Source organism: Sphingobium sp. BHU LFT2, from assembly GCF_018604485.1.
Lineage (GTDB): Bacteria > Pseudomonadota > Alphaproteobacteria > Sphingomonadales > Sphingomonadaceae > Sphingobium > Sphingobium yanoikuyae_A.
The window spans coordinates 63,282-87,158 of record NZ_JAFCGW010000007.1; the positions used below are offsets into that span (position 1 = coordinate 63,282).

The following is a 23,877-nucleotide window of genomic DNA, read 5'->3' on the forward strand; positions in this document are numbered from 1 at the left end:
TCCCCTTTGGCGGAATCGCGATAGGGCGACAATCATGACCAATATCTTCCTTGTTATGGGCGGCGGCGCGGTTGGCGCGGCGCTGCGCTATCTGCTGGGGCGGTTCGCCGGGCAGATGGCGCCCGGCGCGGCCTGGCCCTGGGGCACTTTTGCCGCCAATCTGATCGGCGGTTTCGCCATGGGCCTGCTCGCCGGATGGCTGGCGCGTGGCAGCACGGCGTCGGGCGAACCGATGCGGCTGCTGCTCGGCGTCGGCGTTCTGGGCGGCTTCACCACCTTTTCCTCCTTCAGCCTGGAGACGATGCTGATGATCGAGCGCGGCCAGATCGGCCTGGCGCTTGGCTATGCGCTGTTTTCATTGGTCGGCGCGGTGGCCGCGCTGGCGCTGGGTCTTACGGTTATGCGGAGTGTTGCGGCATGAAGGGGCGTCCTCCCGGCAAATCCGGCGGTCCGGCACGGGGTGGCAAGCCCGGCGGTGCCTCGAAACCCGGCGGCCGCAGCGGCGCGCCCGGTCGTGCCCGTGGCGGCGCCAAGGCAGCGAGCGCGCGCAAGCAGGATGGCGACCGGCCGTTCAAGCCCGGCACCAAGTCAGGGGGCAAGCCCGCCGCCAAGCCCCGCACCAAGGCCCCCGTCGCCAAGGCGGCGGCACCGGCCCCTGCGGTCGCGGCGAAGCCCAATCCGGCCAAGGGCGTCAGCCTGGACGTGCGGCAATATCGGGTGCAGGCCGATGATGATGGCATCCGCCTCGATCGCTGGTTCCAGCGGCATTTGCCCGATGTTGGCTTCAACATCGTGTCGCGCTGGTCGCGTACCGGCCAGTTGCGTGTCGATGGCGCCCGCGCCGCGCCGGGCGATCGCATCGCCGAAGGTCAGATGATCCGCGTGCCGCCGGCCGAGCCCAAGGTGGCGGCGGCCGACAAGCCCAAGCGCGTCCGCGTCATCGACCTGACCGAGGACGAGATCGCCTATGTCCAGGACATGGTGATCCATCGCGACAAGCAGGCGATCGTCATCAACAAGCCGCCGGGCCTCGCCACCCAAGGCGGGACCAAGACCGACGAGCATGTCGACCGGCTGCTCGACGGGCTGATCTTCGACGCGGAATCCCGGCCCAAGCTGGTCCATCGCCTCGACAAGGACACGTCGGGCGCGCTGCTGCTCGCCCGCTCCAGCCGTTCGGCCGCGCATTTCGCCAAGGCCTTTTCCAGCCGCACCGCGCGGAAAGTCTATTGGGCGATCGTCATCGGCGTGCCCAGCATCGACGATGGCATGATCGAACTGCCGATCACCAAGCAGCCGGGCACCGGCGGCGAGAAGATGCATGTGGACGAGGAAGAGGGCCTGCCCGCTCGCACCCGCTATCGCGTGATCGAGCGCGCCGGCAATCGTGCCGCCTGGGTCGAGTTGCAGCCCTATACCGGCCGCACCCACCAGTTGCGCGTCCATATGGCGGCGATCGGCCATCCGCTGGTCGGCGACGGCAAATATGGCGGCAAGGACAGTTTCCTGTCGGGATCGATCAGCCGCAAGATGCACCTCCATGCCCGCCGCATCCGTGTCGATCATCCCGATGGCGGCCGCATCGACATGAAGGCGGAACTGCCCGAACATTTCCTCAACAGCCTGATCGCGCTCGGCTTCGACCTGTCGCTGGGCGATATGCCGCTGGATGACGAGATCGACCGGACGCCGACCCGCGAGGACGAGAAGAAGGCAGCCCGCGCCCATGCCAAGCAGATCCGCAAGGGCAGGCGCGGCGAGCGGCGCGGTCGCGGCGAGAAATAAGGGGCGGGGCATGAGCAGCCGCCTTGCCGTCTTCGATTGCGACGGCACGCTGGTCGATAGCCAGCACAGCATCTGCACCGCGATGGCCCATGCCTTCGAGGGCGAGAAGCTGGTGCCGCCCGATCGGCTGGCGATCCTGTCGATCGTCGGCCTGTCGCTGCCTCATGCGATGGCGCGGCTGCTGCCCGATGCGGAGCCCGACTATCATCAGTTGCTAACCGATCGCTACAAGGCTGCCTTCCACGCCCTGCGCAGCGCCAATGCCGTGTCCGAACCGCTCTATCCCGGCATGGCTGAGCTGGTGCGGGCGCTGGACGGTGATGGCTGGCTGCTGGGCGTGGCCACCGGCAAGTCCGATCGCGGCCTCAACCTGTGTCTGGCCCATCATGATCTGGCCCATCATTTCGTGACCCTGCAGACCGCCGATCGCCACCCGTCCAAGCCGCACCCGTCGATGCTGCTGCAGGCGATGGCGGAGGCGGGCGCGGTGCCCGAAACCACGGTGATGATCGGCGATACCCATTTCGACATCGACATGGGGCTGGCCGCCGGCACCCGCGCGATCGGCGTCGGCTGGGGCTATCATGCGCCGGCCGAACTGGTGCAGGCCGGCGCCCATGCGGTGGCGATGGACAGCGACGAATTGCGCCGCCATATCGACGCGCCATGAACGACATGCCTCCCATCCCGCCGGTCGACCCGGAGAAGATCGCGCGCCAGCGCCATTTCGCGCTTGGCCTGTTCCGCTTGTCGGGCGCCTTCCTCGTCATGTTCGGTTTCCTGGCGATCATGCAGCGCTTTTCCTGGGTGCAGGGTGACAAGGCCAAGGCGTTCGGCCTGATCATGGTCGTCGCCGGCCTGTTCCAGTTCATCATCGTGCCGCGCCTGATGCTGGCCCTGTTCAAGCGGAGCCGCCCGTGAAGCGTTTCTACAAGGATGTGACGGTCGAGCCGGTCGATGCCGGTTTCGCGATCCGGCTGGATGGCCGCCCGGTGCGCACGCCGGCCCGCGCTGAACTGGCGCTGCCCAATGCGGTGCTGGCCGAGGCTGTGGCGCAGGAATGGCGCGATCAGGGCGAGACGGTCGATCCGGCGACGATGGCCTTCACCGGCCTTGCCAATGCCGCGATCGACCATGTCGCTGGCAACCGCGCGAAATTCGCGGCCGACATTGCCGAATATGGCGGCACCGACATGCTCTGCTACCGGGCCGAGGGGCCGGAGGCGTTCGTCGCGCGTCAGGCCGCCGCCTGGGATCCGTTGCTCGACTGGGCGCGCACCCGCTACGACGTTGCCTTCGTCACCACCCAGGGCATCATCCATGTCGCCCAGCCCGACGCGACGCTGGAACGGCTGGCGGCGGCGGTGGACGGACTGGATCCCTTCACCCTGGCCGGCCTGTCGCGGCTGGTGACCTTGAGCGGCTCGCTGGTCTGCGGCCTGGCGGTGCTGGAAGAGGCGTTCGATGCAGATTCCGTATGGGAAGCGGCCGAGATCGACGAGCGCTGGCAGGCCGAACAATGGGGCGAGGATGCCGAAGCACTGGCCCGTTCAGCGCGCCGTGCGGGCGAGTTTGCCGTGGGTCGAGCCTTTTGCGGGATGGCACGAGCCTAAGGGGCTGGGAACGGGACCGCTCGTTCGTTCATTCTTGTGTTGGCGGATGCCCTGACTGCATCCGCCACATTGGATCAACGACCAGGGAGACCCTGACCTTGCAGTCCCGCCTTTTGGTTCCTGCCTTTCTTGCCCTTTCCACCCTCGCCGCACCGGCCCTGGCACAGGATGCCCCGGCAGCCAGCGCTGCCCCCGCCGCCGGCCAGATGACCCCCGAACAGATCAACGCCTTCAACCAGGCGGTGACCGATTTCACCGCCGGCCAGACCGCGCTGCAGGCGGGCGACAATGCCACCGCCGCAACCAAATATGAGGCGGCGATGCCCGCCATCCGCACCGCGGTGGAGGTCGACCCGACCAAGATCGACAATGTCAATTTCCTCGCCAACGCGCTTTATGCCGATGCCGCTGCCCAGGGCGCGCTCGGCAAGATGGACAAGGTGATCGCGCTTTATGGCGAATCCCTGCCGCACTGGCGCAAGGTGGTGGAGGCCAAGCCCGCCGATGCCACCAGCCGCAACATCCTGGCCGGTATCCTGATCCAGCTGGGCAACCAGAAGCTGGGCGCGCAGGACAAGGCCGGCTCCGCGCCGCTCTATCAGGAAGCGCTCGGCCTGGCCCGCAAGTCGGCGGCGGCCAATGCGGCCGATCCGGTGACGAAGAATATCCTGCTGTCGGCGCTGATCGGCGCCAGCCAGGCGACCGACGATGCCGCGCTCAAGACCGAAGCGGCGACGATGAGCAAGGCGATGCTGGCCGACGGTTCGGTCGATGCGTCGAACAAGCCTGCCGCCCAGGCGCTGAGCGGCGTCAAGGCCGGCTGAGCATGAAGAGGCCTCGCCCGGTGATCCGGGCGGGGCCTTTGCCGGTCAGGCTTCGACCATGCCGTTAATCTTGTTGGCATAGACCATGCGGCCCGGTCCGAGCATGCCCAATACCTGCGGCACCATGTGGCGGGCGAGCGCGAAACAGCCCTCGCTGCGGCCGCACTTGCCCCAGGCGGCGACATGGTCCTCGCTGACATAGTCGGCGCCATGGATGACGATGGCGCGCATTTCGGCATTGTTGTTCTGCGGATCGAGCCCCGCCAGCCGCATCGAACGGCCATGCTGGCCATCATAGACGGTCAGCGTCTTGTAGGCGCCCGACGAACTGGCAAGCGAATTGGGCTCGTTGGAAAAGCTCTGCAGCCAGCCCGAATGGCCCGGATCGGACCCGCGGCCGTGCGACACCAGATAGCTGTTGGCCTGGCCACCGATCAGGTCGACGATATGGAACCGAAATTCCTTCGACGGCGCGTTGAAGTCGGCGATGGCGATGCGGTCGCGCAGGGTGAAGTCGCGCGCATGCTGGTCGAGCGCGGCCTTGGCCTCTTCCAGCAGCAGCGCATAGGGCTTGCGCGAAAAAATCGGTGCGGCCGATGGAGTCGCGGGAACCGGAGGACGGTTCGCGGGTTCAGGCGCTACCGGCAGTGCGGCCTTGCCAACACTATCGGTCAAAAACGAGAAGGCGAGTCCGCTTAAAGCGAACTTCGTGAATTTGCGGCGATCCATGTGCCGTCTATAACAAATCAACGCCCCCGCTCCAAGACGGGGGCGCCCTTCGTCACAGGCTGCTATTGCCCGCTTCGTCCGCTCCCTGGCTCCCCTCGCCGTTTTCGCGCAGGCGCGAGGTCATGCCACTGGCTTCGGCATCATCCAGAATCTGCTGCTGTTCCGACACGGACGGCGGCGGTGCCGGAGTCGGGGTGACGACATTTTCCGGCTCGGGCGGCAGCGCTTCCGGCTCGTTCACGATGACATTCTCAACCGGCGGTTCGACCAGATTATTGGTCGCCGGAGCTTCCTCTTCCTTCTTGCCGCAGGCGGCAAGCAGCAGCGCGCCCGACAGGGCGGCGAAGGTCAGGGGGCGGGCAAAATGGCGCATGGGGATCAGTCCTTGGCTGCGGGGGCGGTCGAATTGACCGCAGTGGGGTCGACGCGGCGGCTGGAGGCCTCGATCTTCTGGGCCAGCAGCTTGTCCCAGTCATAGGGATCGGCGCGGAAGTTCATGGTGCCGTTGCTGCTGGCAAAGGCGGTCCAGTAGAGCAGATAGACCGCGACCTGCGAGGGCAGCGACACGCGCTGGGTCTTGTTGGTGTCGATCAGGCTCTGGATCTGGCCCGACAGGCTGGGATCGCTCGCCACCATGAGTTCGGCCAGCGATACCGGCTTTTCCAGGCGGATGCAGCCATGGCTGGCAAGCCGGTCATAGCTGGAGAATTTCCCGCGCGAAGGCGTGTCGTGCAGATAGACGGCGAAGGGATTGTTGAAATCGAACTTCAGCCGGCCGAGCGCGCTGTTGGGACCGGCGGGCTGGACGATGCGCTCGCCGCCCTCGGGCGTCTTCACGATCTTGTAGCCCTGCTTGGCCAGCGTCGCGCGGCCCTTGGGGAACAATTCCTTCCTGGCGATCGACATCGGCACGTTCCAGGGCGGATTGACCACGATGGAATGGATGTTCGACGACAGCATCGGTGTCTGGTTGGTCGGGCTACCGGTGACGGCGCGCATCGATGTGACGGGTTCGTCGCCCTGGAACACGGTCAGCACGGCGGCGGCGATGTTCACCTGGACGCGGTTGACCGGCAATTCGCGCGGCATCCAGCGCCAGCGTTCCATATTGGCCATGATCGCGGCGATGCGATCATCCACCGACACGTTGAGCGCGGTCAGGGTGCGCGCGTCGAGCAGGCCGGTGGGGTTGAGGCCATAGCGGCGCTGCGCGCGTTGCAGCGCGGCGGTCAGCGGCTCGGTGCCGGTGACGCTCTTGTCCTCCAGCGCCAGGCGGGCGCGCACGACATCGGCCGAGGCGCCGGCCGACAGGCTGGGCCAGCCGCCGGTGTCACGGATCTTCTCATAGGTGGCGAGGCCCTTGCGCAGCCCGTCATAGCCCGAATAGGGCGGGGTCAGGCTGGCGGCCCATTGCGGCAGCCGATCCTCGGCAATCGCCTTGGCGAGCGAGGGGCGCGGATCGAAGGCGGCGGGGCGCAGCGCCCAGACCTCCAGAAAATCGGCGGTATCGACCCGGCCGGTGCTGAGCGCGCGACCGCGATCCAGCAATGCGTTCAGCAATTGCTGGCCGTGCATCGGTGCGGTCGGCTTGCTGCGCGCCATCAGCCCTTCGGCCATGCCGCTCTTGAGCCATTCATTCGCCCAATCATCCTGCGCCTGCGACAGGGCCGGTAGCGGCACGGGCGGGGGCATCACTGCCATCGGCGGAGGCAGCACGACCTGGCCAGCCGGCGGCGCGCTCTGGGTCGGTGTCACGGCCGGCGGCTGCGCGACGGCCGGGATGGCGGCGGCGGCCAGCAGGGGCAGGGCGAGGAAACGGATCAAATCGGGACGGTTCATGCTGGACCAGATAGCGCAAAGCGGCCATCTATCAAATCGCGATAGCGGGAAAAGATCATGCTGCACGTCGTTCACCATCCCGCCTATGTCTCCCCGGCCACAGACGGCCAGCAGGCGCGCTTCGACAAATATGGCCTGGTGATGGACGTGCTGGCCGACAGCGGCGCGCCGATGACCGTTCATGCGCCCGATCCGATGCCCGCGTCCTGGATCGCGGCGGTGCATGATCCCGCCTATGTCGAAGAGGTGCTGGCGCTCGCCGTGCCGCCCGAAAAGGAACGGCGGATCGGCTTTCCGGTAACCGAGCGGGTGATGCGCCGGGCGCTGCTGTCGCCCGGCGGCACCTGGCTGGCGGCGAAGCTGGCGCTGGTCCATGGCTATGCCGCCAATGCCGCCGGGGGCAGCCATCATGCGCTGGCCGACAGCGGCGCGGGTTATTGCGTGTTCAACGATCTGGCGATCGCGGCCAACCGGCTGATCGCGGAGGGGGATGTGAACCGCATCCTGATCCTGGACCTGGACGTGCATCAGGGCGATGGTACGGCGTCGCTGATGGCGGGGAGGGGCGATGTCTTCACCATGTCGATCCATGCGGAGAAGAATTTCCCGGTGCGCAAGGCGCGCTCGAGCCTGGATCTGGGCCTGGCCGACGATACCGGCGATGCGGACTATCTGGCGGCGCTGGGCGAGTTGCTGCCGCGCGTGCTGGATGATTTCGCGCCGGACCTGATCCTCTATCAGGCCGGGGTGGACAGTCATGCGGATGATCGGCTGGGCCGGCTGGCGCTCAGCGACGAGGGGCTGGCCGCGCGCGACGGGCTGGTGATGCGTCAGGCGCTGGCGCGCGCCATCCCGGTCGCCAGTTGCATGGGAGGCGGCTATGGCCCGGACCGGATGGCGGTCGCGCGGCGCCATGCCGCCTGCATGTTGCGGATGGCGTCAGTGGAGCGTGCTGTCTGACGCGCTCGGCTTTGCGGCGCGCCCTTCCATCAGCTTCGCGGCGATCAGCCCGGCCACGCTCAGCGCGACCAGATCGCTCAGCGCCAGATAGAGGCTGTAGCCCCAGGGCGCATGGTTGAACACGGCCTGGCCGATATGCAGCCACAGCACCGTGGCGAGCGCGAACAGGATCGACACACGCGCCCGGCTGTTGAAGTCGCCGGTGACGAAGCGCAGCGCCAGCGCGATCAGCACGCCGGTGGCCAGCGCCAGCAGCAGCCCGCCGATCAGGCTGGAGCCGTCCATCACCGGGAAGCCGCCATTATTGTAGAAGAGCATCGCCACCGGCCCCTTGCCATAAAGGATGGTGCCCTGCGCCGTGGCGGGATCGGGGATGACATAGACGCCGGTGCCGCTGCGGGCCAGCGCCTGCGCCATTGCGGCCTGCAGATTGGCGCTCGCCTGCGGATCGGCGCGGCTGAGCGCCAGCGCGCTCAGGGGCGTGCCCCAGAAAAGGAAGCCGATGATGAACATGGCGAAACCGCCAAGCAGTCCGCCCAGGATGGTCCGCAGCATCATGCCTTCACTCCCCGTTCCAACGCGCTCCGACAATGGAGGCTGATCTACAAACGCCGGGAAGGCAATGTCTTTCCGTGGACGGGATCAATCCTTTGGACGGGCGGCCTTTTCGACCAGACCCGACAGGCCTTCGCGCCGGTCCAGTTCGTCGAGCACATCGTCGAAGGGAATGCCGCAATCGGCCAGCAGCACCAGCAGGTGGAAGAGGAGGTCCGCGCTTTCACCGACCAGTTCGGTTCGATTATCGGCCATGGCGGCGATCACCGCCTCGACCGCTTCCTCGCCGACCTTCTGGGCGATCTTGCCTCGACCGCGGGCGGTCAGCTTCGCCACATAGGATGCCGATGGATCGGCCTTCCGTCGCTCGGCAATGGTCTGTTCGAGGGTTTGAAGGGTCGCGCGCATGGGCTGCATCAAGCGTCCCGCGCGCGACCCGTCAAATGAATTTTACTTCTGCTTGCGGCGCGCGAAGAAGACGCGGCCGGCCAGAACGGCGGCGCCCATGCCGAACAGCGCCATCTGTTCGGGCTCGGGCACCGGGGTCGGCGTGCCACCGCTGCTGCCACCCGACGAGGTGCCGCCGCCGCTGGAGCCGCCGCACTTGAACCAGCAGAAGGTGGCGTTGGCGGGGGCGGGGATGGCGAGGCCCATCAGGCTGGCCGAACCCGCTACGAGAAGAAGTTTGCTGATCTGCATAAAAGTCACCCTGTTTCAAAATGGACAAATCGCTTCGAAACGACCCTGCGCCCTGTCTACGCAGTAACCGTGCCAATTTTGCCAAGTGACGCTTTTCTGCGGTTGGCGACCAATGGCCGCCAAAGGCCCATATGGTTAATGTCAATTAACCCGACATTTTGGCGCTTTTCCGCGCTTTAATGGCCCCGAACGGGGATACCGGCGCGGGCCAGCGCCTGATGCGCTTCAGCAATAGTATGTTGACCGAAGTGAAATATCGAGGCGGCCAGCACCGCGCTGGCATGACCCTCGACCACGCCTTCGACCAGATGGTCGAGGGTGCCGACGCCGCCGCTGGCGATCACCGGGATCGACACGGCATCGGCGATCATGCGGGTCAGCGCCAGGTCATAGCCCTGCTTGGTGCCATCGCCATCCATCGAGGTGACGAGCAATTCGCCTGCGCCAAGCTCCGCCAGACGCAGCGCATGTTCCAGCGCGTCGATGCCGGTCGGCTTGCGGCCGCCATGGGTGAAGATTTCCCACTTGCCTTCGCCCACCTTGCGCGCATCGACCGAGCCGACGATGCACTGCGCGCCGAAGCGATCGGCGATGTCGGCCACCAGTTCGGGCCGGGCGACGGCGGCGCTGTTGACCGCCACCTTGTCGGCGCCCGCCAGCAGCAGGGCGCGGGCGTCCTCCGCGCTGCGCACGCCGCCGCCGACGGTGACGGGCATGAAGCAGACTTCGGCGGTGCGGCGCACCACGTCCAATATGGTGCCGCGCGCCTCATGGGTGGCGGTGATGTCGAGGAAGCAGAGTTCGTCGGCGCCGGCCGCGTCATAGAGCTTGGCCTGCTCGACCGGATCGCCGGCATCCTTGAGGTCGACGAAATTGACGCCCTTCACCACGCGGCCATTGGCAACGTCGAGGCAGGGAATGACGCGGGTGCGGACGGTCATGACAATTTTCCTTTTTCCGTTCGCCCTGAGCGAAGTCGAAGGGCTCGCCCGAACATAGTGAGGGCCTTCGCTCCGCTCAGGCCTGGGCTTCGACTTCGCTCAGCCCGAACGGTAATATGTTCAAGCCGCCGCCTGCGCGACCGCGAGCGCGGTCTTGAGGTCGAGGCGGCCATCATAGATGGCGCGGCCGGTGATGACGCCTTCGATCCCGTCATCGGCATGGAGGCTGAGGACGCGGATATCCGCGATCCCCGCCACGCCGCCGCTGGCGATCACCGGCATGTCGGTGGCGCGGGCGAGATCGACGGTCGCATCGATATTCACGCCCTTGAGCAGGCCGTCGCGGCCGACATCGGTGAAGAGCAGGCTGGCGACGCCGGCATCCTCGAACCGGCGGGCGAGGTCGATCACCGGCATGTCGCTCTTTTCCGCCCAGCCGTCGGTGGCGACGAAGCCGTCGCGCGCATCGACCGCGACGACGATGCCGCCGGGGAAGTCGCGCGCCGCCGCCTTGACGAAGGCGGGGTCTTTCAGCGCAGCGGTGCCGATCACGATGCGCGATACGCCCAGGTCAAACCAGCGTTCGACCGATTCCCGGTTGCGGATGCCACCGCCGAGCTGGACATGGCCGGGAAAGGCCTCGACGATGCGTTCGACCGCTTCGGCATTGACCGCATGACCGGCAAAGCTGCCATCCAGATCGACGACATGGACATGCTGGGCGCCGGCCGCGGCAAAGATCAGCGCCTGCGCGGCGGGATCGTCGCCATAGACGGTGGCGCGGTCCATGTCGCCCTCGGCCAGGCGGACGACCTGGCCGCCTTTGAGGTCGATGGCGGGGAAGACGATCAGGGACATGGACGTAACCTTTGCGCGAGCGGGGCCTCAGGGGCGCCAGTCGAGAAAACGGGAGAGGAAGGACAGGCCGTAGCGCTGGCTCTTTTCCGGGTGGAACTGGCAGCCGATGATGGTGTCGCGCGCGACGGCGGCGACCAGCGGCCCGCCATGGTCGGTGACGGCGGCGACATGGGCCGGGTCGGCGGCCTCATAATGATAGCTATGCAGGAAATAGGCCTCGCCGGCCTCGATCAGGGGCGGCTGGCCGTTCAGTACCACATCATTCCAGCCCATATGCGGCACCTTGATCGAGGCATCGGTCGGTTCGATCAGGCGCACCGTGCCGGGAATCCAGCCCAGCCCCTCATGCCGGCCGAACTCCTCGCCGGCGTCGGCGAGCAACTGCATGCCGACGCAGACGCCCAGAAAGGGGATGCCGCGGCTGTTCACCGCCTCGTTCATCGCGTTGACCATGCCGGGGATCGCCACCAGGGCATCGCGGCAGGCGCGGAAGGCGCCGACGCCGGGCAGCACGATGCGGTCGGCCCTGGCCACGACATCGGCATCGGCGGTGATGGTCACATCATCGGCGCCCGCCTTGCGCAGGGCATTGTGGACCGAGTGGAGATTGCCCGCGCCATAGTCGATCAGGGCAATAGTCATGGCAGCAGCGTGTCCAGATTGACGCTGGCGGCGCGCGCCGGGAGGAACTCGATCAGGTCGAAGGATGCCGCGCCGTTGACGACGAAGGGATCGGTCGCTGCCTTCGCCGCGATCTCGTCGCGTTCGCCGCGCGCCAGCAAAATGCCGCCGGTGCGTGGTTCGCGCCGGCCGGCGAGCAGCAGCCAGCCATCGGCAATGCCCTGGTCCAGCCAGGCCCGATGATCGGCCAGATGGCCGTCCAGCACATCGATCGGCGCCGTATAGGTCAGCGAAATGATGAACATGGGGTCGGCCTTTCTATGGAAATGATGCTTAGAGCATGCCCTTGGTCGAGGGGATGGCGTCGGCCTTGCGCGGGTCGATCTCCACCGCCTGGCGCAGCGCGCGGGCCAGGCCCTTGAACGCGCTTTCGACGATATGATGGTTGTTGCTGCCATAGAGCAGCTCGATGTGCAGCGTGATGCCGGCGGCCTGGGCCAGGCTGTGGAAGAAATGCTCCACCATTTCCGTGTCCCATTCGCCGATCTTGGTGACGGTGAAGGGCAGCTTGCACACCAGCCAGGGGCGGCCGGAAATGTCGAGCGCGACGCGGCTCAGCGTTTCGTCCATCGGCGAATAGACGCTGCCGTACCGGCTGATGCCGCGCTTGTCGCCCAGCGCCTTGGCCAGCGCCTCGCCGATCGCGATCGCCGTATCCTCGGTGGTGTGATGCTGGTCGACATGCAGGTCGCCGACGGTCTTGACGGTCATGTCGATCAGCGAGTGACGCGACAGCTGCTCGATCATATGGTCGAGGAAGCCGATCCCGGTGGAGACGGTGTAAAGACCGGTGCCGTCGAGGTTGACGGTCACGTCGATCTGCGTTTCCGCAGTGTTGCGGTGAATCTCGGCCGTGCGCATGCGCGCCCTATAGCGCGTCGCGCGCGCCATGCAATCTGATGATGTACCTCTCGGGCGGGGGTTGACCGCCGCTTTCGCGTCGTTAGGACATATGCCCCATGAGTGAAGACCTGCCCGACAGCCTGATTCCCTATGACGAAATCGTGCAGGAGGCCCTGCGCGCGGTCGTCGGCCGCGTGCTGGGCGAAGTGCAGCAGACCGGCGGCCTGCCGGGCGCGCATCATTTCTACATCACGTTCAAGACCCATGCCGCCGGGGTGGATATCCCCAAGCATCTGTCGGAACGTTTCCCGGACGAAATGACCATCGTCCTCCAGAACAAGTTCTGGGATCTCAAGGTCAGCGACCGCCATTTCGAGGTCAGCCTGACCTTCAACCAGGTCGCGGCCCATCTGGTCATTCCCTTCAGCGCGATCACCGCCTTCGTCGATCCCGCCGTTAATTTCGCGCTGCAGTTCCAGGTTCAGGCCGACGAAGAGCCCGAGCCCCATGACATGGCCGAAAATGACGCGCCGCTGGTCACGAGCGAGGATGGCTCCAACGTCGTTACGGTGGATTTCGGCAAGAAGAAGTGAGCCCGGCGGCCGGGATCGGCCGCAGGCTCAAAATTCGTGGCGGTAGGAGAAGCGCAGCTTCTGGCTCGTCCCGAAACTATTGTCGACATAGCTGATATTGGCGCCGACCGTGTCGCGACGGGTAAAATGGTAGGACAGGCCACCACCCAGCGCCACGCCCGAAAAATCATGGGTGCCCCTGGTCACATTGCCGCCCGCCATCGCGGTCAGCTTCGGCCCCAGCGGCCGCAACAGGAACAGCCCGGCATAGCCGCTGTTACTGCTGAGCGCGATCGGCAGGCCATCGCTCTGGTCGATATCGCTGACCGGACCATGCCCATTGGTATAGGTATAGCCGAAGGGCACGAATATCTGCAGTTTCCCGGTCTTCAGCCCAATTTGCGACAGCGGCACGAAGCCGCCGAGCGAATAGCGCGTCTGTTCCACGCCCGAATCGAAATGACTCTTGCCGGCCGAGAAGGTCAGGATCGCGACCGGGAGCAGATAGGATGCGCCGACCGACCAGAGGCCCGATTCCGACACGCGGGCATTGAATTTCAGCTTGGGGCCGACCGCGACCGATCCGGACAGCGAAAATTCGTCGGAGGCGCGGGTGATGCCGACCTTGGTCGCGATCTTGGTGGGATCGTCGGATGATTTTTCTTCTTCTGCTGCGCGGACCGGAGCGGTCGTGGCGGCAAGGCAGAGGAGGAGGGCAAGGACGGGACGATCGGACATGCGGCTTTCCTCCTGGACGCCGGGCAGGATATCGGGGCGCGTGCGCCGATCAATTGCGGTAAACCCCGGTAAAGGCGCAGATCCTGCCGCTGCATGACGGCCTGTGGCGCGCCGTGCGGATGGGCCATAGGGATATGCGATATTCGCAAGTTTCGCCTTGGAATTTCCCGCCCCGGCCCTACATCGGAACCAGTTTTGCGATTGATTCTTAACTGGGAGTTCTGAATGTCCGCTACCCGCACCGAAACCGACAGCATTGGCGCCATCGAGGTGCCGGCCGACGCCTATTGGGGCGCCCAGACCCAGCGCAGCATCGAGAATTTTCCCTTCGGCGCGACCGAGCGGATGCCGATCGGCATCGTCCATGCGCAGGCGATCGTGAAGCAGGCGGCGGCGCGGGTGAATGCGAAACATGGCCTGGACGCGACGATCGTCGCGGGCATCGAGAATGCCGCGCAGCAGATCGTCTCCGGCGCGCTCGACGACCAGTTTCCGCTCGTCATCTGGCAGACCGGCAGCGGCACCCAGACCAACATGAACGTCAATGAGGTGATCGCCGGCTATGCCAATGAGCAGCTGGCCGGCACGCGCGGCGGCAAGAGCCCGGTCCATCCCAACGACCATGTGAACATGAGCCAGTCGTCGAACGACAGCTTCCCGACCGCGCTGCATGTCGCGACCGTGCTGGCGACCCGCGACAAGCTGATCCCGGCGCTGGAGAAGCTGACCGGCGCGCTGACCGCCAAGGCGGAAGGCTGGGGTCATATCGTCAAGATCGGCCGCACCCATACGCAGGATGCGACGCCGCTGACGCTGGGCCAGGAATTTTCCGGCTATGCCGCGCAGCTGGTCAGCAGCAAGGCGCGGATCGAAGGCGCATTGAACGGCAATATCCGCAAGCTGGCGATCGGCGGCACGGCGGTCGGCACCGGTCTCAACGCACCCGATGGCTGGGCGGACGACATGACGGCCGCGATCAGCGACATTGCCGGCACCCCGTTCGAAAGCGCGCCCAACAAGTTCGAGCAGCTGGCCGCCAAGGATGGCCTCGTCTTCTTCTCCGGCGCGCTCAACACGCTGGCGGTGGCGCTGACCAAGATCGCCAACGACATCCGCTTCCTGGGCTCCGGCCCGCGCTCGGGCCTGGGCGAGCTGGACCTGCCCGCCAATGAGCCGGGCAGCTCGATCATGCCGGGCAAGGTCAACCCGACCCAGTGCGAATCGCTGACCATGGTAGCGGCGCAGGTGATCGGCAATCATCAGGCAGTGACCGTCGGCGGCATGCAGGGCCATTTCGAACTCAATGTCTTCATGCCGCTGATCGGCGCAAATGTGCTGCGCTCGATCCATCTGCTCAGCGTCGGCATGGAAAGCTTCGCCGAACGCTGCGTCGAAGGGATGCAGGCCAATGAGGGCCGGATCGCCGAACTGGTCGAGCGCTCGCTGATGCTGGTGACCGCGCTGGCGCCGGAGATCGGCTATGACAATGCCGCGACCATCGCCAAGCATGCGCACAAGAAGGGGCTGACACTCAAGCAGGCCGGCCTCGAACTGGGGCTGGTCGATGAGCCGACCTTCGACCGGCTGGTGCGGCCGGAAAATATGGTCTGATCCAGATCAACTGGCGGAACCGGGGCGGGTGCGATACATTAATCCCCTATGAAGAAAACGCCCGCCCCGACCGCCGCAAAGCTTCCGTCCACCGCGACGCGCGTTCGCAAGTCGAGCCTGTTTCGCAAGGCGGCGCGGCTCGGCGCGACGGTGGTGGCCGCACGGGTCGCCGCCGACACGGGCAAGAAGGGCGTGATCGGCCTGATCGCCGGGGCCGGGGCCAAGCGCCTCATCATGCGCTATCCGGTCGGCGCCATGGTCCTCACCGGCGCCTATCTGGCGGGCAAGCTCTATGAGGCGAAGCGCGAGGCGGACCGCAAGATGGCGACCAAGCTGCTGACCGACGCCAGCGCCAAGCCGATCCTGATCGACGAGGCGCGGGCCGCCCGCAAGAAGGCGAGCTAAAGCGCGCCCTGCCAGGCCTTGATCGCGTCGATCGGCCAGGCGAGCATCAGGACATTGAGTGTCAGATTGTCGCGGATCACCGCCAGTGCGAGCAACTCGAAACCGATCGCGACGATGACCGTCAGCCAGACGGGCGCGCGCGACGCGAACAGGAAGCCCAGGGCCATCATGCCGATGTCGCTCATCGAATTGAGGATGGAATCGCCCGAATAGCCGAGCGCGATCGTCGCCGTGCGGTAACGGTCGATGATGATCGGCGAATTTTCAAGGATCTCCCACGCTGCCTCGATCGCAACCGCCACCGACAGGCGGATGCCCAGCGGCCTGCGGCGCATCAGCAAATGGGTCGCGCCATAGAAGAGGAAGCCGTGGATGATGTGGCTGAGGCTGTACCAGTCGGACAGATGCTGGCTGTTGCCGCTGTCGATCGGTCCGTGCCACAGTTCGATCGTGCCGCAGGTGCAGATCGGCGGGCGCCCCATCAGATAGAGGATCGCCGCTGCCCCCAGCGCGATCAGCAGGGCGAGGATAAAGCCCCGCTGTTTCATTCCTTTACGCGATCGCGCCAAGCCTCTTCTCCCCCAAGCTCTTGCAAAATGCCGTCCACGACGCCACTAGCGGCCATGGCCGACAACATTCCCACCGACACCCCCGATTTCAAGCGCCGCGGCGTTCTCTTTGTCCTGTCCTCGCCCTCGGGCGCCGGCAAGTCGACGATTGCACGCAAATTGCTGGCCTGCGAACCGGACCTGTCGATGTCGGTGTCGGCGACGACGCGGACGATCCGGCCGGGCGAAGTCGATGGCAAGGATTATCATTTCGTCGACCTGGAAGAGTTTCGCCGCATGGCGAACGACCATGAATTCCTGGAATGGGCGCATGTCTTCGGCCAGCGCTATGGCACGCCGCGCGCGCCGGTCGAGGCGATGCTCAAGAGCGGCAAGGATGTGCTGTTCGACATCGACTGGCAGGGCGCGCAGCAGCTGCACCAGATTGCCGGCGGCGACGTGGTCCGCATCTTCATCCTGCCGCCCTCGATGGAGGAACTGGAAAAGCGTCTGCGTGGCCGCGCGACCGACAGCAACGAAGTGATCGAGGGCCGCATGGCGCGCGCCGCGGGCGAGATCGCCCACTGGGACGGCTATGACTATGTGCTGTGCAATGTCGACGTCGAGGAATGTTTCGAGCGCGTGCGCACCATCCTGCACGCCGAACGGATGAAGCGCAGCCGCCAGACCGGCCTCATTGGCTTCATCCGTCGCCTCAGCCGCTATCATCAGGAAGATTGAGGTCTAGCGGCCAACGGGGCCGCTATTTCTCGAATCCTGCCGGGTCGGCCCAGTCGGGGTGGACCCAGGCCATCACCTTGAACAATGTCCCCATCTCTGCCTCGTCGGTGAGGCGGTGGCGCTGCGCCTCCAGTTCGGCGGCGCGCTGCGGGCTGCCCTTGGCCAGCACGGATGCGCGCACATCAATGCCCAGATGCTGCAGGAAATGGCCCTGCGTCACCGCGCCATGGACGCGCAGCCCGGCCTGGCGCGCGACATTGGCCAGCATCGTGAAATCGACATGGGTGGTTAGGTCGCTCTCGCCCGGATCGGTGAAGGGATCGGTGAACTGGTGGTTCTTCACCGCCTGCAGCGTGTCGCCCAGTGCCGGGCCTTCATAGCCATAGTCGATGATGATCGCGACGCCGCCCTGGCGCGCGATCCGGCTGGCAAGGGCATAGCCCGCGGTGGCGCCGGCCTGTGCCACTTCGATGATCGCGCCCTCGGGCGCCTGCGCGGCGATCGGCGGCAGGCCCGATTCGATCCGGCGATAGCCCGGCACCGCCATGAAGCGGCCCTCTTCCTCGCGACGGATCACCACCCGTTCGCGCCATTCGTCGCCGACGCGGATCATCTGCCGCATGGGCAGGGCGTCGAAAAACTCATTGGCCACCACCAGCAGCGGCGACTGGTCGGGCAGGCTTTCCACGCTGTCATGATGGACGACATGGGGAATCTGGGCGCGCTGCCGCTCGCGCAGGGTCGGGCTGGTCTCGACGAAATGGATGCGCGAGGTGACGTCGGCCCCCTCCATCGCGCGCAGCGCATCGCCCGCCAGCGTGCCGCGACCCGGCCCCAGTTCGACATAGAGCGGATCGGCGCGCCGACCCGACCGCAGCCAGACATCGGCCAGGCACAGGCCGATCAGTTCGCCGAACATCTGGCTGATTTCCGGGGCGGTGGTGAAGTCCCCCTCCAGCCCCAGCGGATCGCGCGTGCCATAATAATGCTGGTTCGCCTCGCCCATATAATGGGCAACGGAGATCGGTCCGCCGGCGTCGATCTGGCGGGCCAGGCGCTCGGGCAGGCCCATCGCGCCGGGCAGGGCGTCAGCTGACACTGGCGCTGCCCGCGATCGGTTCCACGCGCACGCGCCGGCCCTTGGCGGTGACGATCAGGTAGAGGCCGCCCAGGATCATCGGCACGCACAGCCACTGGCCCATGTGCAGGCCGGTGCGGGCGGCAAATTCCATCAGTTGGGCGTCGGCCTCGCGGAAATATTCGACGCCGAAGCGGAACACGCCATAGAAGAAGACGAACAGGCCGACGAGCATGCCCGGCTTGTAGCGCGCCTTGGTCTTCCAGAAGGCGAAGGCGAGGATGCAGAACAGGATGATGCCCTCGAAAAAGGCTTCATAGAGCTGGCTGGGATGGCGGGCGAAGGGGCCGCCAGTCGGGAAGATCATCGCCCAGGGCACGTCGGTTTCCTTGCCCCACAGTTCGCCATTCACGAAATTGGCGAGGCGGCCGAAGAACAGGCCGAAGGGCACGACGCAGGCGACATAGTCATGGATGCGCAGCCAGCTCAGCTTCTCCTTGCGCGCCATGTAGAGGATGCCGAGCGACACGCCCGCCGCGCCGCCATGGAAGGACATGCCGCCATTCCACAGCTTGAAGATGTCCAGCGGATGCTGGAGGATTTCGGGCTGGTAGAAGAAGACATAGGCGAGCCGGCCGCCGATGATGATGCCCAGCGTCGCATAGAAGATCATGTCGTCGGCATGGCGCCGCGCCATCGGCGAACCGGGCTGGGCAATGAGCTTCAAGAGATACCAGTAGCCGATCAGGATGCCGGCCAGATAGGCCAGGCTATACCATTTGAGCGTGAAGAAGCCCAGGTCCAGGGCGACGGGGCTGAGCCCCAGCTGGTCGAAGCGGATGGCGCTCGAAGCGGCGGCGACAAGGTCCAGGATCAAAATGGCATTCCCTCGGCAATCAGGCCTGCGGCCATAGAACAAGCGGCCGGCAAGATGAAGAGGGGCGATCCCGATTGCAGGATGATCGGGGCAAATAGGCCGGGCATGCCCGGAGCGGCGGGCTCAGGCCGCTTCGCTACAGTCCAGCAGCGCCGCGCGATCCCGGATTTCCACCATGCGGCGGCCGGGCAGGGCGATGATGCCGATGCGCTTGAGGTCGGTCAGTTGCCGGCTCACCGTCTCGATCGTCAGGCCCAGCACGTCGGCGATCTGCTGGCGCGACAGTGGCAGGTCGAACCGGTCGAGCGGGGGCTGGCCTTCGCGGGCCAGACGGCGCGACATGTCGAGCAGGAAGGTCGCGATCTTCTCGCGCGCATTCTTGCGGCCAAGCAGCAGCATCCAGCTGCGCGCCCGGTCGAGATCGTCGAGCGTGCGCTGCAGCAGCCGATGCTCCAGCTCGGGATGCTCGCGGGCAAATCCGTCAAAGGCGCCACGGGTGAAGAGGCAGAGGCGCGCGTCGGTGAGCGCCGTGACGCTGTGCGGCGTGCTGCGGCCGAAGGGGCGGCCGATGAAGTCGGACGGATAGACCACGCCGACAATCTGTTCGCGCCCGTCGCCGGTCGAGGCCGACAATTTGAGCGTGCCGTCGATCACATTGGCGACGATGGTGGCGTCGTCGCCTTCCCACATCACCGTCTGCCCCGCCGCGATCGTGACGCGCCGGCCCAGGCGATTGAGCGCGCCGCGCTCATCCTCTTCCAGCGTGGCACAGATGGCGCGGTCGCGCACCTCGCAGCGCTGGCAGAAGCTGGCGTCGGAGCAGGGGGCAGGAACGGGCATGCCGCCGGGCAGGGTTTGCGCGAGATCAAAATGCATGTTCATGACCGCTGCTTGGCGCGGCGGCAGGGCGGGCACTATCCGTAAATCCCCTATGGGACTTTCTGTCCTATTCAAGCCCCGCCTGGAAGGCGATGCGCAGCGTTTCCGACAGGCTGTGGACCTGCAGCTTCTGCATCAGATTGGCGCGATGAATCTCCACCGTGCGCGGGCTGATGCCCAGGTCATAGGCGATCGTCTTGTTGGGCAGGCCGTCGACCAGGCCCTTGAGCACTTCGCGTTCCCGATCGGTCAGGATGTTGAGCCGGGCGCGGGCAGTCTCGCGCTGGCTGTTGCGGCCCTGGTCGGCGCTTGCCTGCGCGCAGGCGGCTTCGATCGCGGCGAGCAATGCCGCCTTCTCGAACGGCTTTTCGATGAAATCGGTGGCCCCGGCCTTCATCGCGGCGACCGCCATGCCGACATCGCCATGGCCGGTCATGATGATGACCGGCAGCATCATGCCGCGCGCGCGCAATTCGCGCTGCACTTCCAGTCCGTCAATGTCGGGCATCCGCACGTCCAGCAGCACGCAGCCGCCCTCCAGCGTCCCGACCTCCTTCAGGAATTCGGTGCCGCCCGAGAAAAGCCGCACCGCAAAGCCGCTGGTCTTGAGCATGAAGGAGAGAGACCGGCGGATCGCCTCGTCATCATCGACGACATGGATGGGCTGGTCGGTGGGCAGGCTCATGGCAGGCGGTCCGCAGAATCGAGAGTGAAGTGGAAGGCGACGCCGCCCCAGTGCGAGGCGTCGGCCCAGATCCGTCCGCCATGCCCCTCGACAATGGTGCGGCTGATCGACAGGCCCACGCCCATGCCGGCGGGTTTGGTCGTGCTGAACGGGGTGAAGAGCGATCGCGCGACCGCCGGATCGAGGCCGGGGCCACTGTCGGCGATGATGAGTTCGACCTGTCCGTCTTCGGCCGGTACCGCCGACAGGCGCAGGATGCGGCGATTGCGGCCGTCCATCGCCTCGACCGCGTTGCGCACCAGGTTGATGATGACCTGCTGCACCTGCACCCGATTGGCGATCACCCGGCCGACGCGCGGGTCGACGACGATGTCCATGTCGATGCCCCGGCTGTCGATGCCGATGAACGCCAGCGCGACCCCCTCGGCCAGCAGCGTGGCCGCCGGTTCGGCCTGGCGATCGGCTTCGCCACGACGGATGAACTCGCGCAGCGACCGGATGATCTGGCCCGCGCGCATCGCCTGGCGCGCGGCTTCGTCCATCGCCTCGCCCAGCAAGTCGCGGTCGACCGGTGCATCGGTGCGCAGCAGGTCGCGGCCCGCCTCCATATAATTGGCGATCGCGGTCAGCGGCTGGTTCAGTTCATGTGCCAGCGCCGCAGCCAGCGTGCCCATCGCCGTGACGCGGGCGGCATGGCTCAGTTCAGCCTGCAGATCCTGCAGGCGTCGCTCGGCCTTCTGCCGATCGGTCAGGTCGCGCACGAAGCCGGTGAACAGCTTTTCGCCATGGTCCTGTACTTCGCCGACCGCCAACTCGATCGGAAAGGTGGAGCCATCGCGCCGGCGCGCGGTGGTCAGTCGGCCGATGCCGATGATCCGCTTCTCGCCGGTATCATGATAATGTTGCAGGTAGGAATCGTGGCGCTCGCGATCGGGCGAGGGCATCAGCATCGCGACATTGCGGCCCAGCACATCGGCCTCGGCATATTGGAACATGCGCTGGGCGGCCGGGCTGAACGAGACGATATGTCCGGTCGCGTCGATCACGATCAGCGCATCGGGCACCGTTGCCAGGATCGATCCCAGCAGAGCCTGTTCCCGGCTGGTCGCATTATCCTGCGGATCGCCATCGTTGAACGCCATGTCCGATCACTGACCGTAAATCAGTGCGCCAGCAAGAGCGGAACCCGTGTTTCGGCCAGAATATAGCGGGTTACGCCGCCAAAAATGGTTTCCCGCAGCCGGCTGTGGCCAAAGGCACCCATCACCATCCAGTCGATCGACAGTTCTTGGCAGGCATGGGACAGCGCTTCTTCCACGCTGCGATCCTTGCGCGGCCATTCGTGAATCTCGACCGCGATGCCGTGGCGCGAGAGATATTCGGCGGCATCGGTCGGCGGGAAATCGCGCTTCGACCGCTCGTCGACGGTGACGACATGGACCTCGCTCGCCACCCGCAACAGGGTGCGGCTCGCGGTCAGCGCCGACGCCGCCTCATGCGATCCGTCCCAGGCGACCATCGCGCGGCCGGTGCAGCGAAAGCCCTTGGCCATGCTCGGGATTGCCAGCACCGGGGCGCGGCTGTTGACCGCCAGGTCGGCGACGATCGGCGCCGGATCATCGGCCTGCCGGCGGCCCGGCGGCGGCAGGGAAACGAGCATCGCGTCGGCCAGGCGACCGGTTTCCAGCAGGCCCTGGACCAGATCGCCGCTGCGATAATGCCAGTCCCACGCCATGCCCTCGCGCCGCAGCCTTTCCTCCAGGGCGCGCCGCATTTCCTCGTCCTGACGGCGCACCGCATCGATCGCCTCGGGCACCAGATAGCCGCTGCCATAGAGATCGGCGGCGACCAGTTCGGGCAGCGGCGCGATCTGCAGGCAACTGATATGGGCGCCGGTCGCACGCGACAGGTCGAACGCGGCCTGCAGCCGGCTTTCCATGCCATTGTCCGCGCGGATATGCAGCAATATGGTCTTCATCGAACATGTCCCGACAAGAGGGCGCCGATGCAGCGCCGCATGATCGTCTTCCTGCCTAGAAGCCCGCTCGGCTCGTCTCTATCCGCAAATTTCCCTATTTCGATCGCCGATCCGATGGCACATTCGGGGGGCAACGATCATAGCAAGGGATGCCTTCTTCATGACCGACAAGGATATTCTGGAAACCCGCACCGGTATTCGCGTCCAGGTGCGCCCGGCGCAGGATGGCGATGCCAAGGCGCTGGCCCATTTCTTTTCGGCCGTGTCCGATGATGATCGCCGCTTCCGTTTTCTCAGTAGCGCGCCGGGCGTCAGCGCCGGGCAGATTCATGATCTGATCCATGGCGACCCCGACAATTGCGAGACCTTCCTGGCGACCGACGAGAAGGGGGCCATCCTGGCCGCCGCGACCCTGGCCGCCGATCCCGACCGGACCCGCGCCGAAGTCGCGATTTCGGTGCGCGCCGACCATCGCGGCAAGGGCGTGGGCTGGAGCATGCTGCGCCACGCCACCGACCGCGCGCAGGAAATGGGCGTCGGTCTGCTCCAGGCGATCGAAAGCCGCGCCAATCATGCCGCGATCGAGCTGGAGCGCGAACAGGGTTTTGTCGCCCGCAGCGTCGATGACGAGCCGTCGCTGTTGATCCTGGAAAAGCGTTTCTGATCGCATCGCTGGTGAAATGATGAAGGGGCCGGAGCGGCGATCCGCTCCGGCCCCTTCCTTCTGGTCCACCCCCCGGAGGATCAGAAGCGCATGCCGACGCCCACGCCGAACACGAAGGGATCGAGCGATACCTTGACGTTCTGGGTGCCGGCCGCAGCCGTGGTCAGCCGCACCTTGGTGTCGATGTCGATATATTTGACGTCGAGGTTGAGGAAGATCTTGTCGTTGAGGTCGATGTCGACGCCGACCTGGCCGGCCCAGCCGAAGCTGTCGGACATATGAACCTTGGTCTTGCCGACCGCATCCTCCAGCCCGCTCGACGCATCCTCGTTATAGAACAGCGTATAGTTGACGCCGGCGCCGATATAGGGGCGGACATGGCCCTCGACGATCGGGTGATATTGCATCGTCAGCGTCGGCGGCAGCACCCAGGTGGAGGCCAGCTTGCCGATCCCGCCGGTGGTGCCGCTGCGGCCGCTGGCGCTATGCTTGGTGGTCGCGGCAATCAGTTCGAAACCGATATGGTCGGTCGCCATGTAGGTGACGTCGACTTCGGGCGCGATGCCGTTGTTCACCGACACCTTCTCGCCGGGGAAGCCGGGCAGGATGCTGCCGCTCTTTTCGGTGGGGGCGACCATGATGCCGCGCACGCGCACCAGCACGTCGCCCTGCTTGGCCTGGGCCGGGGCGGCGGCCAGCGCCGTGCCCATGGCGCCCATCGCGGCGACAATCATCATCTTTTTCAAGTGCATGTCTTTTCTCCATCCCTGATCG

At 65.9% G+C, this 23,877-nt stretch carries 32 protein-coding genes; 12 read left to right on the plus strand and 20 right to left on the minus strand.

The window, feature by feature from the left end:
* Positions 1 to 34: 34 nt before the first annotated feature.
* From crcB to JQK15_RS14780, 6 genes are all read left to right on the plus strand, one after another.
* Complete coding sequence (crcB, locus tag JQK15_RS14755) at positions 35 to 421, plus strand: fluoride efflux transporter CrcB (RefSeq protein WP_010339636.1); 387 nt, start codon at positions 35 to 37, stop codon at positions 419 to 421.
* Positions 418 to 1,785: an RluA family pseudouridine synthase gene (locus tag JQK15_RS14760; RefSeq protein WP_214866228.1), complete on the plus strand. Its 1,368-nt coding sequence runs from the start codon at positions 418 to 420 to the stop codon at positions 1,783 to 1,785. Before crcB ends, JQK15_RS14760 begins: the two co-directional genes overlap by 4 nt.
* A gap of 10 nt (positions 1,786 to 1,795) precedes the next feature.
* Complete coding sequence (locus JQK15_RS14765) at positions 1,796 to 2,455, plus strand: HAD-IA family hydrolase (RefSeq protein WP_214866229.1); 660 nt, start codon at positions 1,796 to 1,798, stop codon at positions 2,453 to 2,455.
* Entirely contained in the window at positions 2,452 to 2,706 is a 255-nt protein-coding gene (locus JQK15_RS14770; RefSeq protein ID WP_004208582.1) for a hypothetical protein, read from the plus strand. Before JQK15_RS14765 ends, JQK15_RS14770 begins: the two co-directional genes overlap by 4 nt.
* The gene (locus JQK15_RS14775; RefSeq protein WP_214866230.1) at positions 2,703 to 3,398 is read left to right on the plus strand and encodes an ATP12 family chaperone protein; all 696 of its coding nucleotides are present in this window, start codon (positions 2,703 to 2,705) and stop codon (positions 3,396 to 3,398) included. Before JQK15_RS14770 ends, JQK15_RS14775 begins: the two co-directional genes overlap by 4 nt.
* 98 nt (positions 3,399 to 3,496) lie before the next feature.
* Positions 3,497 to 4,222 (plus strand): hypothetical protein, encoded by a 726-nt coding sequence (locus JQK15_RS14780; RefSeq protein WP_010339640.1) that lies wholly within the window; start codon positions 3,497 to 3,499, stop codon positions 4,220 to 4,222.
* A 45-nt stretch (positions 4,223 to 4,267) separates the two neighbouring features.
* Here the strand turns inward: JQK15_RS14780 and JQK15_RS14785 are convergent, their stop codons facing one another.
* Genes JQK15_RS14785 through JQK15_RS14795 form a run of 3 tightly spaced genes read right to left on the minus strand, consistent with a single transcriptional unit; the run spans position 4,268 to position 6,790 of the window.
* Positions 4,268 to 4,951 carry a murein L,D-transpeptidase catalytic domain family protein gene (locus JQK15_RS14785; RefSeq protein ID WP_069338009.1) on the minus strand — a complete coding sequence of 228 codons (684 nt, stop codon included), beginning with the start codon at positions 4,949 to 4,951 and terminating at the stop codon, positions 4,268 to 4,270.
* A 52-nt stretch (positions 4,952 to 5,003) separates the two neighbouring features.
* Entirely contained in the window at positions 5,004 to 5,324 is a 321-nt protein-coding gene (locus JQK15_RS14790; protein ID WP_004208577.1) for a hypothetical protein, read from the minus strand.
* A gap of 5 nt (positions 5,325 to 5,329) precedes the next feature.
* Positions 5,330 to 6,790, minus strand: coding sequence for a L,D-transpeptidase family protein (locus JQK15_RS14795; RefSeq protein WP_017500103.1), 1,461 nt, complete (start codon positions 6,788 to 6,790; stop codon positions 5,330 to 5,332).
* Between the two features lie 57 nt (positions 6,791 to 6,847).
* Here JQK15_RS14795 and JQK15_RS14800 point away from each other — a divergent pair, with 57 nt between their 5' ends.
* The gene (locus JQK15_RS14800; RefSeq protein WP_214866231.1) at positions 6,848 to 7,750 is read left to right on the plus strand and encodes a histone deacetylase family protein; all 903 of its coding nucleotides are present in this window, start codon (positions 6,848 to 6,850) and stop codon (positions 7,748 to 7,750) included.
* Here the strand turns inward: JQK15_RS14800 and JQK15_RS14805 are convergent.
* The 8 genes from JQK15_RS14805 to hisB form a co-directional block, all read right to left on the minus strand.
* Positions 7,730 to 8,308 carry a hypothetical protein gene (locus JQK15_RS14805; protein WP_004208574.1) on the minus strand — a complete coding sequence of 193 codons (579 nt, stop codon included), beginning with the start codon at positions 8,306 to 8,308 and terminating at the stop codon, positions 7,730 to 7,732. The genes JQK15_RS14800 and JQK15_RS14805 overlap by 21 nt on opposite strands.
* An 84-nt stretch (positions 8,309 to 8,392) precedes the next feature.
* The gene (locus tag JQK15_RS14810; RefSeq protein WP_214866232.1) at positions 8,393 to 8,713 is read right to left on the minus strand and encodes a phosphoribosyl-ATP diphosphatase; all 321 of its coding nucleotides are present in this window, start codon (positions 8,711 to 8,713) and stop codon (positions 8,393 to 8,395) included.
* A 42-nt stretch (positions 8,714 to 8,755) separates the two neighbouring features.
* Positions 8,756 to 9,004 (minus strand): PEP-CTERM sorting domain-containing protein, encoded by a 249-nt coding sequence (locus JQK15_RS14815; RefSeq protein WP_004208572.1) that lies wholly within the window; start codon positions 9,002 to 9,004, stop codon positions 8,756 to 8,758.
* A 176-nt stretch (positions 9,005 to 9,180) separates the two neighbouring features.
* A complete protein-coding gene (gene hisF, locus JQK15_RS14820) occupies positions 9,181 to 9,945 on the minus strand; it encodes an imidazole glycerol phosphate synthase subunit HisF (protein ID WP_004208571.1) in 765 nt (254 codons plus the stop codon).
* A gap of 120 nt (positions 9,946 to 10,065) precedes the next feature.
* A complete protein-coding gene (hisA, locus tag JQK15_RS14825; protein ID WP_037508352.1) occupies positions 10,066 to 10,803 on the minus strand; it encodes a 1-(5-phosphoribosyl)-5-[(5-phosphoribosylamino)methylideneamino]imidazole-4-carboxamide isomerase in 738 nt (245 codons plus the stop codon).
* Positions 10,804 to 10,830: 27 nt separating this feature from the next.
* Positions 10,831 to 11,445 (minus strand): imidazole glycerol phosphate synthase subunit HisH, encoded by a 615-nt coding sequence (hisH, locus tag JQK15_RS14830; protein WP_214866233.1) that lies wholly within the window; start codon positions 11,443 to 11,445, stop codon positions 10,831 to 10,833.
* Complete coding sequence (locus tag JQK15_RS14835) at positions 11,442 to 11,729, minus strand: YciI family protein (RefSeq protein ID WP_004208568.1); 288 nt, start codon at positions 11,727 to 11,729, stop codon at positions 11,442 to 11,444. Before JQK15_RS14835 ends, hisH begins: the two co-directional genes overlap by 4 nt.
* Positions 11,730 to 11,757: 28 nt before the next feature.
* On the minus strand, positions 11,758 to 12,345 hold the full coding sequence (gene hisB / locus JQK15_RS14840; protein ID WP_004208567.1) for an imidazoleglycerol-phosphate dehydratase HisB: 588 nt from the start codon (positions 12,343 to 12,345) through the stop codon (positions 11,758 to 11,760).
* A gap of 98 nt (positions 12,346 to 12,443) precedes the next feature.
* On the opposite strand from hisB, the gene JQK15_RS14845 reads away from it, so the two are divergent.
* Positions 12,444 to 12,920, plus strand: a complete 477-nt coding sequence (locus tag JQK15_RS14845; protein WP_169861922.1) for an SspB family protein — start codon at positions 12,444 to 12,446, stop codon at positions 12,918 to 12,920.
* 27 nt (positions 12,921 to 12,947) lie between these two features.
* On the opposite strand, the gene JQK15_RS14850 is transcribed toward JQK15_RS14845, so the two are convergent.
* On the minus strand, positions 12,948 to 13,637 hold the full coding sequence (locus JQK15_RS14850; protein WP_214866234.1) for a hypothetical protein: 690 nt from the start codon (positions 13,635 to 13,637) through the stop codon (positions 12,948 to 12,950).
* Positions 13,638 to 13,862: 225 nt separating this feature from the next.
* Between JQK15_RS14850 and fumC the strand changes: the two genes are divergently transcribed.
* Together fumC and JQK15_RS14860 are read left to right on the plus strand one after the other, a co-directional pair.
* Entirely contained in the window at positions 13,863 to 15,248 is a 1,386-nt protein-coding gene (gene fumC / locus JQK15_RS14855; protein ID WP_037521156.1) for a class II fumarate hydratase, read from the plus strand.
* A 48-nt stretch (positions 15,249 to 15,296) separates the two neighbouring features.
* A complete protein-coding gene (locus tag JQK15_RS14860) occupies positions 15,297 to 15,653 on the plus strand; it encodes a hypothetical protein (RefSeq protein ID WP_069338002.1) in 357 nt (118 codons plus the stop codon).
* Here the strand turns inward: JQK15_RS14860 and JQK15_RS14865 are convergent.
* Positions 15,650 to 16,201 (minus strand): DUF2585 domain-containing protein, encoded by a 552-nt coding sequence (locus tag JQK15_RS14865; protein ID WP_214866235.1) that lies wholly within the window; start codon positions 16,199 to 16,201, stop codon positions 15,650 to 15,652. The genes JQK15_RS14860 and JQK15_RS14865 overlap by 4 nt on opposite strands.
* Before the next feature lie 75 nt (positions 16,202 to 16,276).
* Here JQK15_RS14865 and gmk point away from each other — a divergent pair, with 75 nt between their 5' ends.
* Entirely contained in the window at positions 16,277 to 16,942 is a 666-nt protein-coding gene (gmk, locus tag JQK15_RS14870; protein ID WP_004208560.1) for a guanylate kinase, read from the plus strand.
* Positions 16,943 to 16,964: 22 nt separating this feature from the next.
* On the opposite strand, the gene JQK15_RS14875 is transcribed toward gmk, so the two are convergent.
* The 6 genes from JQK15_RS14875 to JQK15_RS14900 all read right to left on the minus strand — a co-directional run bounded on the left by JQK15_RS14875 (position 16,965) and on the right by JQK15_RS14900 (position 22,439).
* Positions 16,965 to 18,041 (minus strand): class I SAM-dependent methyltransferase, encoded by a 1,077-nt coding sequence (locus tag JQK15_RS14875; protein ID WP_502956823.1) that lies wholly within the window; start codon positions 18,039 to 18,041, stop codon positions 16,965 to 16,967.
* Positions 18,031 to 18,897 carry a prolipoprotein diacylglyceryl transferase gene (gene lgt, locus JQK15_RS14880; protein WP_004208558.1) on the minus strand — a complete coding sequence of 289 codons (867 nt, stop codon included), beginning with the start codon at positions 18,895 to 18,897 and terminating at the stop codon, positions 18,031 to 18,033. Before lgt ends, JQK15_RS14875 begins: the two co-directional genes overlap by 11 nt.
* 123 nt (positions 18,898 to 19,020) lie before the next feature.
* A complete protein-coding gene (locus JQK15_RS14885; protein WP_010339652.1) occupies positions 19,021 to 19,779 on the minus strand; it encodes a Crp/Fnr family transcriptional regulator in 759 nt (252 codons plus the stop codon).
* Between the two features lie 64 nt (positions 19,780 to 19,843).
* A complete protein-coding gene (gene fixJ / locus JQK15_RS14890) occupies positions 19,844 to 20,461 on the minus strand; it encodes a response regulator FixJ (protein WP_097384563.1) in 618 nt (205 codons plus the stop codon).
* The gene (locus JQK15_RS14895; RefSeq protein WP_004208555.1) at positions 20,458 to 21,603 is read right to left on the minus strand and encodes a sensor histidine kinase; all 1,146 of its coding nucleotides are present in this window, start codon (positions 21,601 to 21,603) and stop codon (positions 20,458 to 20,460) included. The genes fixJ and JQK15_RS14895 overlap by 4 nt, the downstream gene beginning before the upstream one ends.
* 20 nt (positions 21,604 to 21,623) lie before the next feature.
* Positions 21,624 to 22,439 (minus strand): universal stress protein, encoded by an 816-nt coding sequence (locus JQK15_RS14900; protein ID WP_010339655.1) that lies wholly within the window; start codon positions 22,437 to 22,439, stop codon positions 21,624 to 21,626.
* Positions 22,440 to 22,599: 160 nt separating this feature from the next.
* On the opposite strand from JQK15_RS14900, the gene JQK15_RS14905 reads away from it, so the two are divergent.
* Positions 22,600 to 23,103, plus strand: a complete 504-nt coding sequence (locus JQK15_RS14905; RefSeq protein WP_010339656.1) for a GNAT family N-acetyltransferase — start codon at positions 22,600 to 22,602, stop codon at positions 23,101 to 23,103.
* Positions 23,104 to 23,183: 80 nt separating this feature from the next.
* On the opposite strand, the gene JQK15_RS14910 is transcribed toward JQK15_RS14905, so the two are convergent.
* On the minus strand, positions 23,184 to 23,855 hold the full coding sequence (locus tag JQK15_RS14910) for an OmpW/AlkL family protein (RefSeq protein ID WP_004208552.1): 672 nt from the start codon (positions 23,853 to 23,855) through the stop codon (positions 23,184 to 23,186).
* Positions 23,856 to 23,877: the final 22 nt, after the last annotated feature.

What these genes read in the sequence shown, in the direction of transcription:
- JQK15_RS14865 (WP_214866235.1), bottom strand. Translation starts at nt 16,201, where the DNA reads ATGAAACAGCGGGGCTTTATCCTCGCCCTGCTGATCGCGCTGGGGGCA.
- hisA (WP_037508352.1), bottom strand. Translation starts at nt 10,803, where the DNA reads ATGTCCCTGATCGTCTTCCCCGCCATCGACCTCAAAGGCGGCCAGGTC.
- JQK15_RS14910 (WP_004208552.1), bottom strand. Translation starts at nt 23,855, where the DNA reads ATGCACTTGAAAAAGATGATGATTGTCGCCGCGATGGGCGCCATGGGC.
- hisB (WP_004208567.1), bottom strand. Translation starts at nt 12,345, where the DNA reads ATGCGCACGGCCGAGATTCACCGCAACACTGCGGAAACGCAGATCGAC.
- crcB (WP_010339636.1), top strand. Translation starts at nt 35, where the DNA reads ATGACCAATATCTTCCTTGTTATGGGCGGCGGCGCGGTTGGCGCGGCG.
- hisF (WP_004208571.1), bottom strand. Translation starts at nt 9,945, where the DNA reads ATGACCGTCCGCACCCGCGTCATTCCCTGCCTCGACGTTGCCAATGGC.
- JQK15_RS14810 (WP_214866232.1), bottom strand. Translation starts at nt 8,713, where the DNA reads ATGCGCGCGACCCTTCAAACCCTCGAACAGACCATTGCCGAGCGACGG.
- JQK15_RS14860 (WP_069338002.1), top strand. Translation starts at nt 15,297, where the DNA reads ATGAAGAAAACGCCCGCCCCGACCGCCGCAAAGCTTCCGTCCACCGCG.
- JQK15_RS14815 (WP_004208572.1), bottom strand. Translation starts at nt 9,004, where the DNA reads ATGCAGATCAGCAAACTTCTTCTCGTAGCGGGTTCGGCCAGCCTGATG.
- JQK15_RS14765 (WP_214866229.1), top strand. Translation starts at nt 1,796, where the DNA reads ATGAGCAGCCGCCTTGCCGTCTTCGATTGCGACGGCACGCTGGTCGAT.
- JQK15_RS14790 (WP_004208577.1), bottom strand. Translation starts at nt 5,324, where the DNA reads ATGCGCCATTTTGCCCGCCCCCTGACCTTCGCCGCCCTGTCGGGCGCG.
- JQK15_RS14795 (WP_017500103.1), bottom strand. Translation starts at nt 6,790, where the DNA reads ATGAACCGTCCCGATTTGATCCGTTTCCTCGCCCTGCCCCTGCTGGCC.
- JQK15_RS14895 (WP_004208555.1), bottom strand. Translation starts at nt 21,603, where the DNA reads ATGGCGTTCAACGATGGCGATCCGCAGGATAATGCGACCAGCCGGGAA.
- JQK15_RS14800 (WP_214866231.1), top strand. Translation starts at nt 6,848, where the DNA reads ATGCTGCACGTCGTTCACCATCCCGCCTATGTCTCCCCGGCCACAGAC.
- JQK15_RS14805 (WP_004208574.1), bottom strand. Translation starts at nt 8,308, where the DNA reads ATGATGCTGCGGACCATCCTGGGCGGACTGCTTGGCGGTTTCGCCATG.
- JQK15_RS14760 (WP_214866228.1), top strand. Translation starts at nt 418, where the DNA reads ATGAAGGGGCGTCCTCCCGGCAAATCCGGCGGTCCGGCACGGGGTGGC.
- JQK15_RS14850 (WP_214866234.1), bottom strand. Translation starts at nt 13,637, where the DNA reads ATGTCCGATCGTCCCGTCCTTGCCCTCCTCCTCTGCCTTGCCGCCACG.
- JQK15_RS14770 (WP_004208582.1), top strand. Translation starts at nt 2,452, where the DNA reads ATGAACGACATGCCTCCCATCCCGCCGGTCGACCCGGAGAAGATCGCG.
- JQK15_RS14835 (WP_004208568.1), bottom strand. Translation starts at nt 11,729, where the DNA reads ATGTTCATCATTTCGCTGACCTATACGGCGCCGATCGATGTGCTGGAC.
- JQK15_RS14900 (WP_010339655.1), bottom strand. Translation starts at nt 22,439, where the DNA reads ATGAAGACCATATTGCTGCATATCCGCGCGGACAATGGCATGGAAAGC.
- fixJ (WP_097384563.1), bottom strand. Translation starts at nt 20,461, where the DNA reads ATGAGCCTGCCCACCGACCAGCCCATCCATGTCGTCGATGATGACGAG.
- gmk (WP_004208560.1), top strand. Translation starts at nt 16,277, where the DNA reads ATGGCCGACAACATTCCCACCGACACCCCCGATTTCAAGCGCCGCGGC.
- JQK15_RS14845 (WP_169861922.1), top strand. Translation starts at nt 12,444, where the DNA reads ATGAGTGAAGACCTGCCCGACAGCCTGATTCCCTATGACGAAATCGTG.
- fumC (WP_037521156.1), top strand. Translation starts at nt 13,863, where the DNA reads ATGTCCGCTACCCGCACCGAAACCGACAGCATTGGCGCCATCGAGGTG.
- hisH (WP_214866233.1), bottom strand. Translation starts at nt 11,445, where the DNA reads ATGACTATTGCCCTGATCGACTATGGCGCGGGCAATCTCCACTCGGTC.
- JQK15_RS14785 (WP_069338009.1), bottom strand. Translation starts at nt 4,951, where the DNA reads ATGGATCGCCGCAAATTCACGAAGTTCGCTTTAAGCGGACTCGCCTTC.
- JQK15_RS14885 (WP_010339652.1), bottom strand. Translation starts at nt 19,779, where the DNA reads ATGAACATGCATTTTGATCTCGCGCAAACCCTGCCCGGCGGCATGCCC.
- JQK15_RS14905 (WP_010339656.1), top strand. Translation starts at nt 22,600, where the DNA reads ATGACCGACAAGGATATTCTGGAAACCCGCACCGGTATTCGCGTCCAG.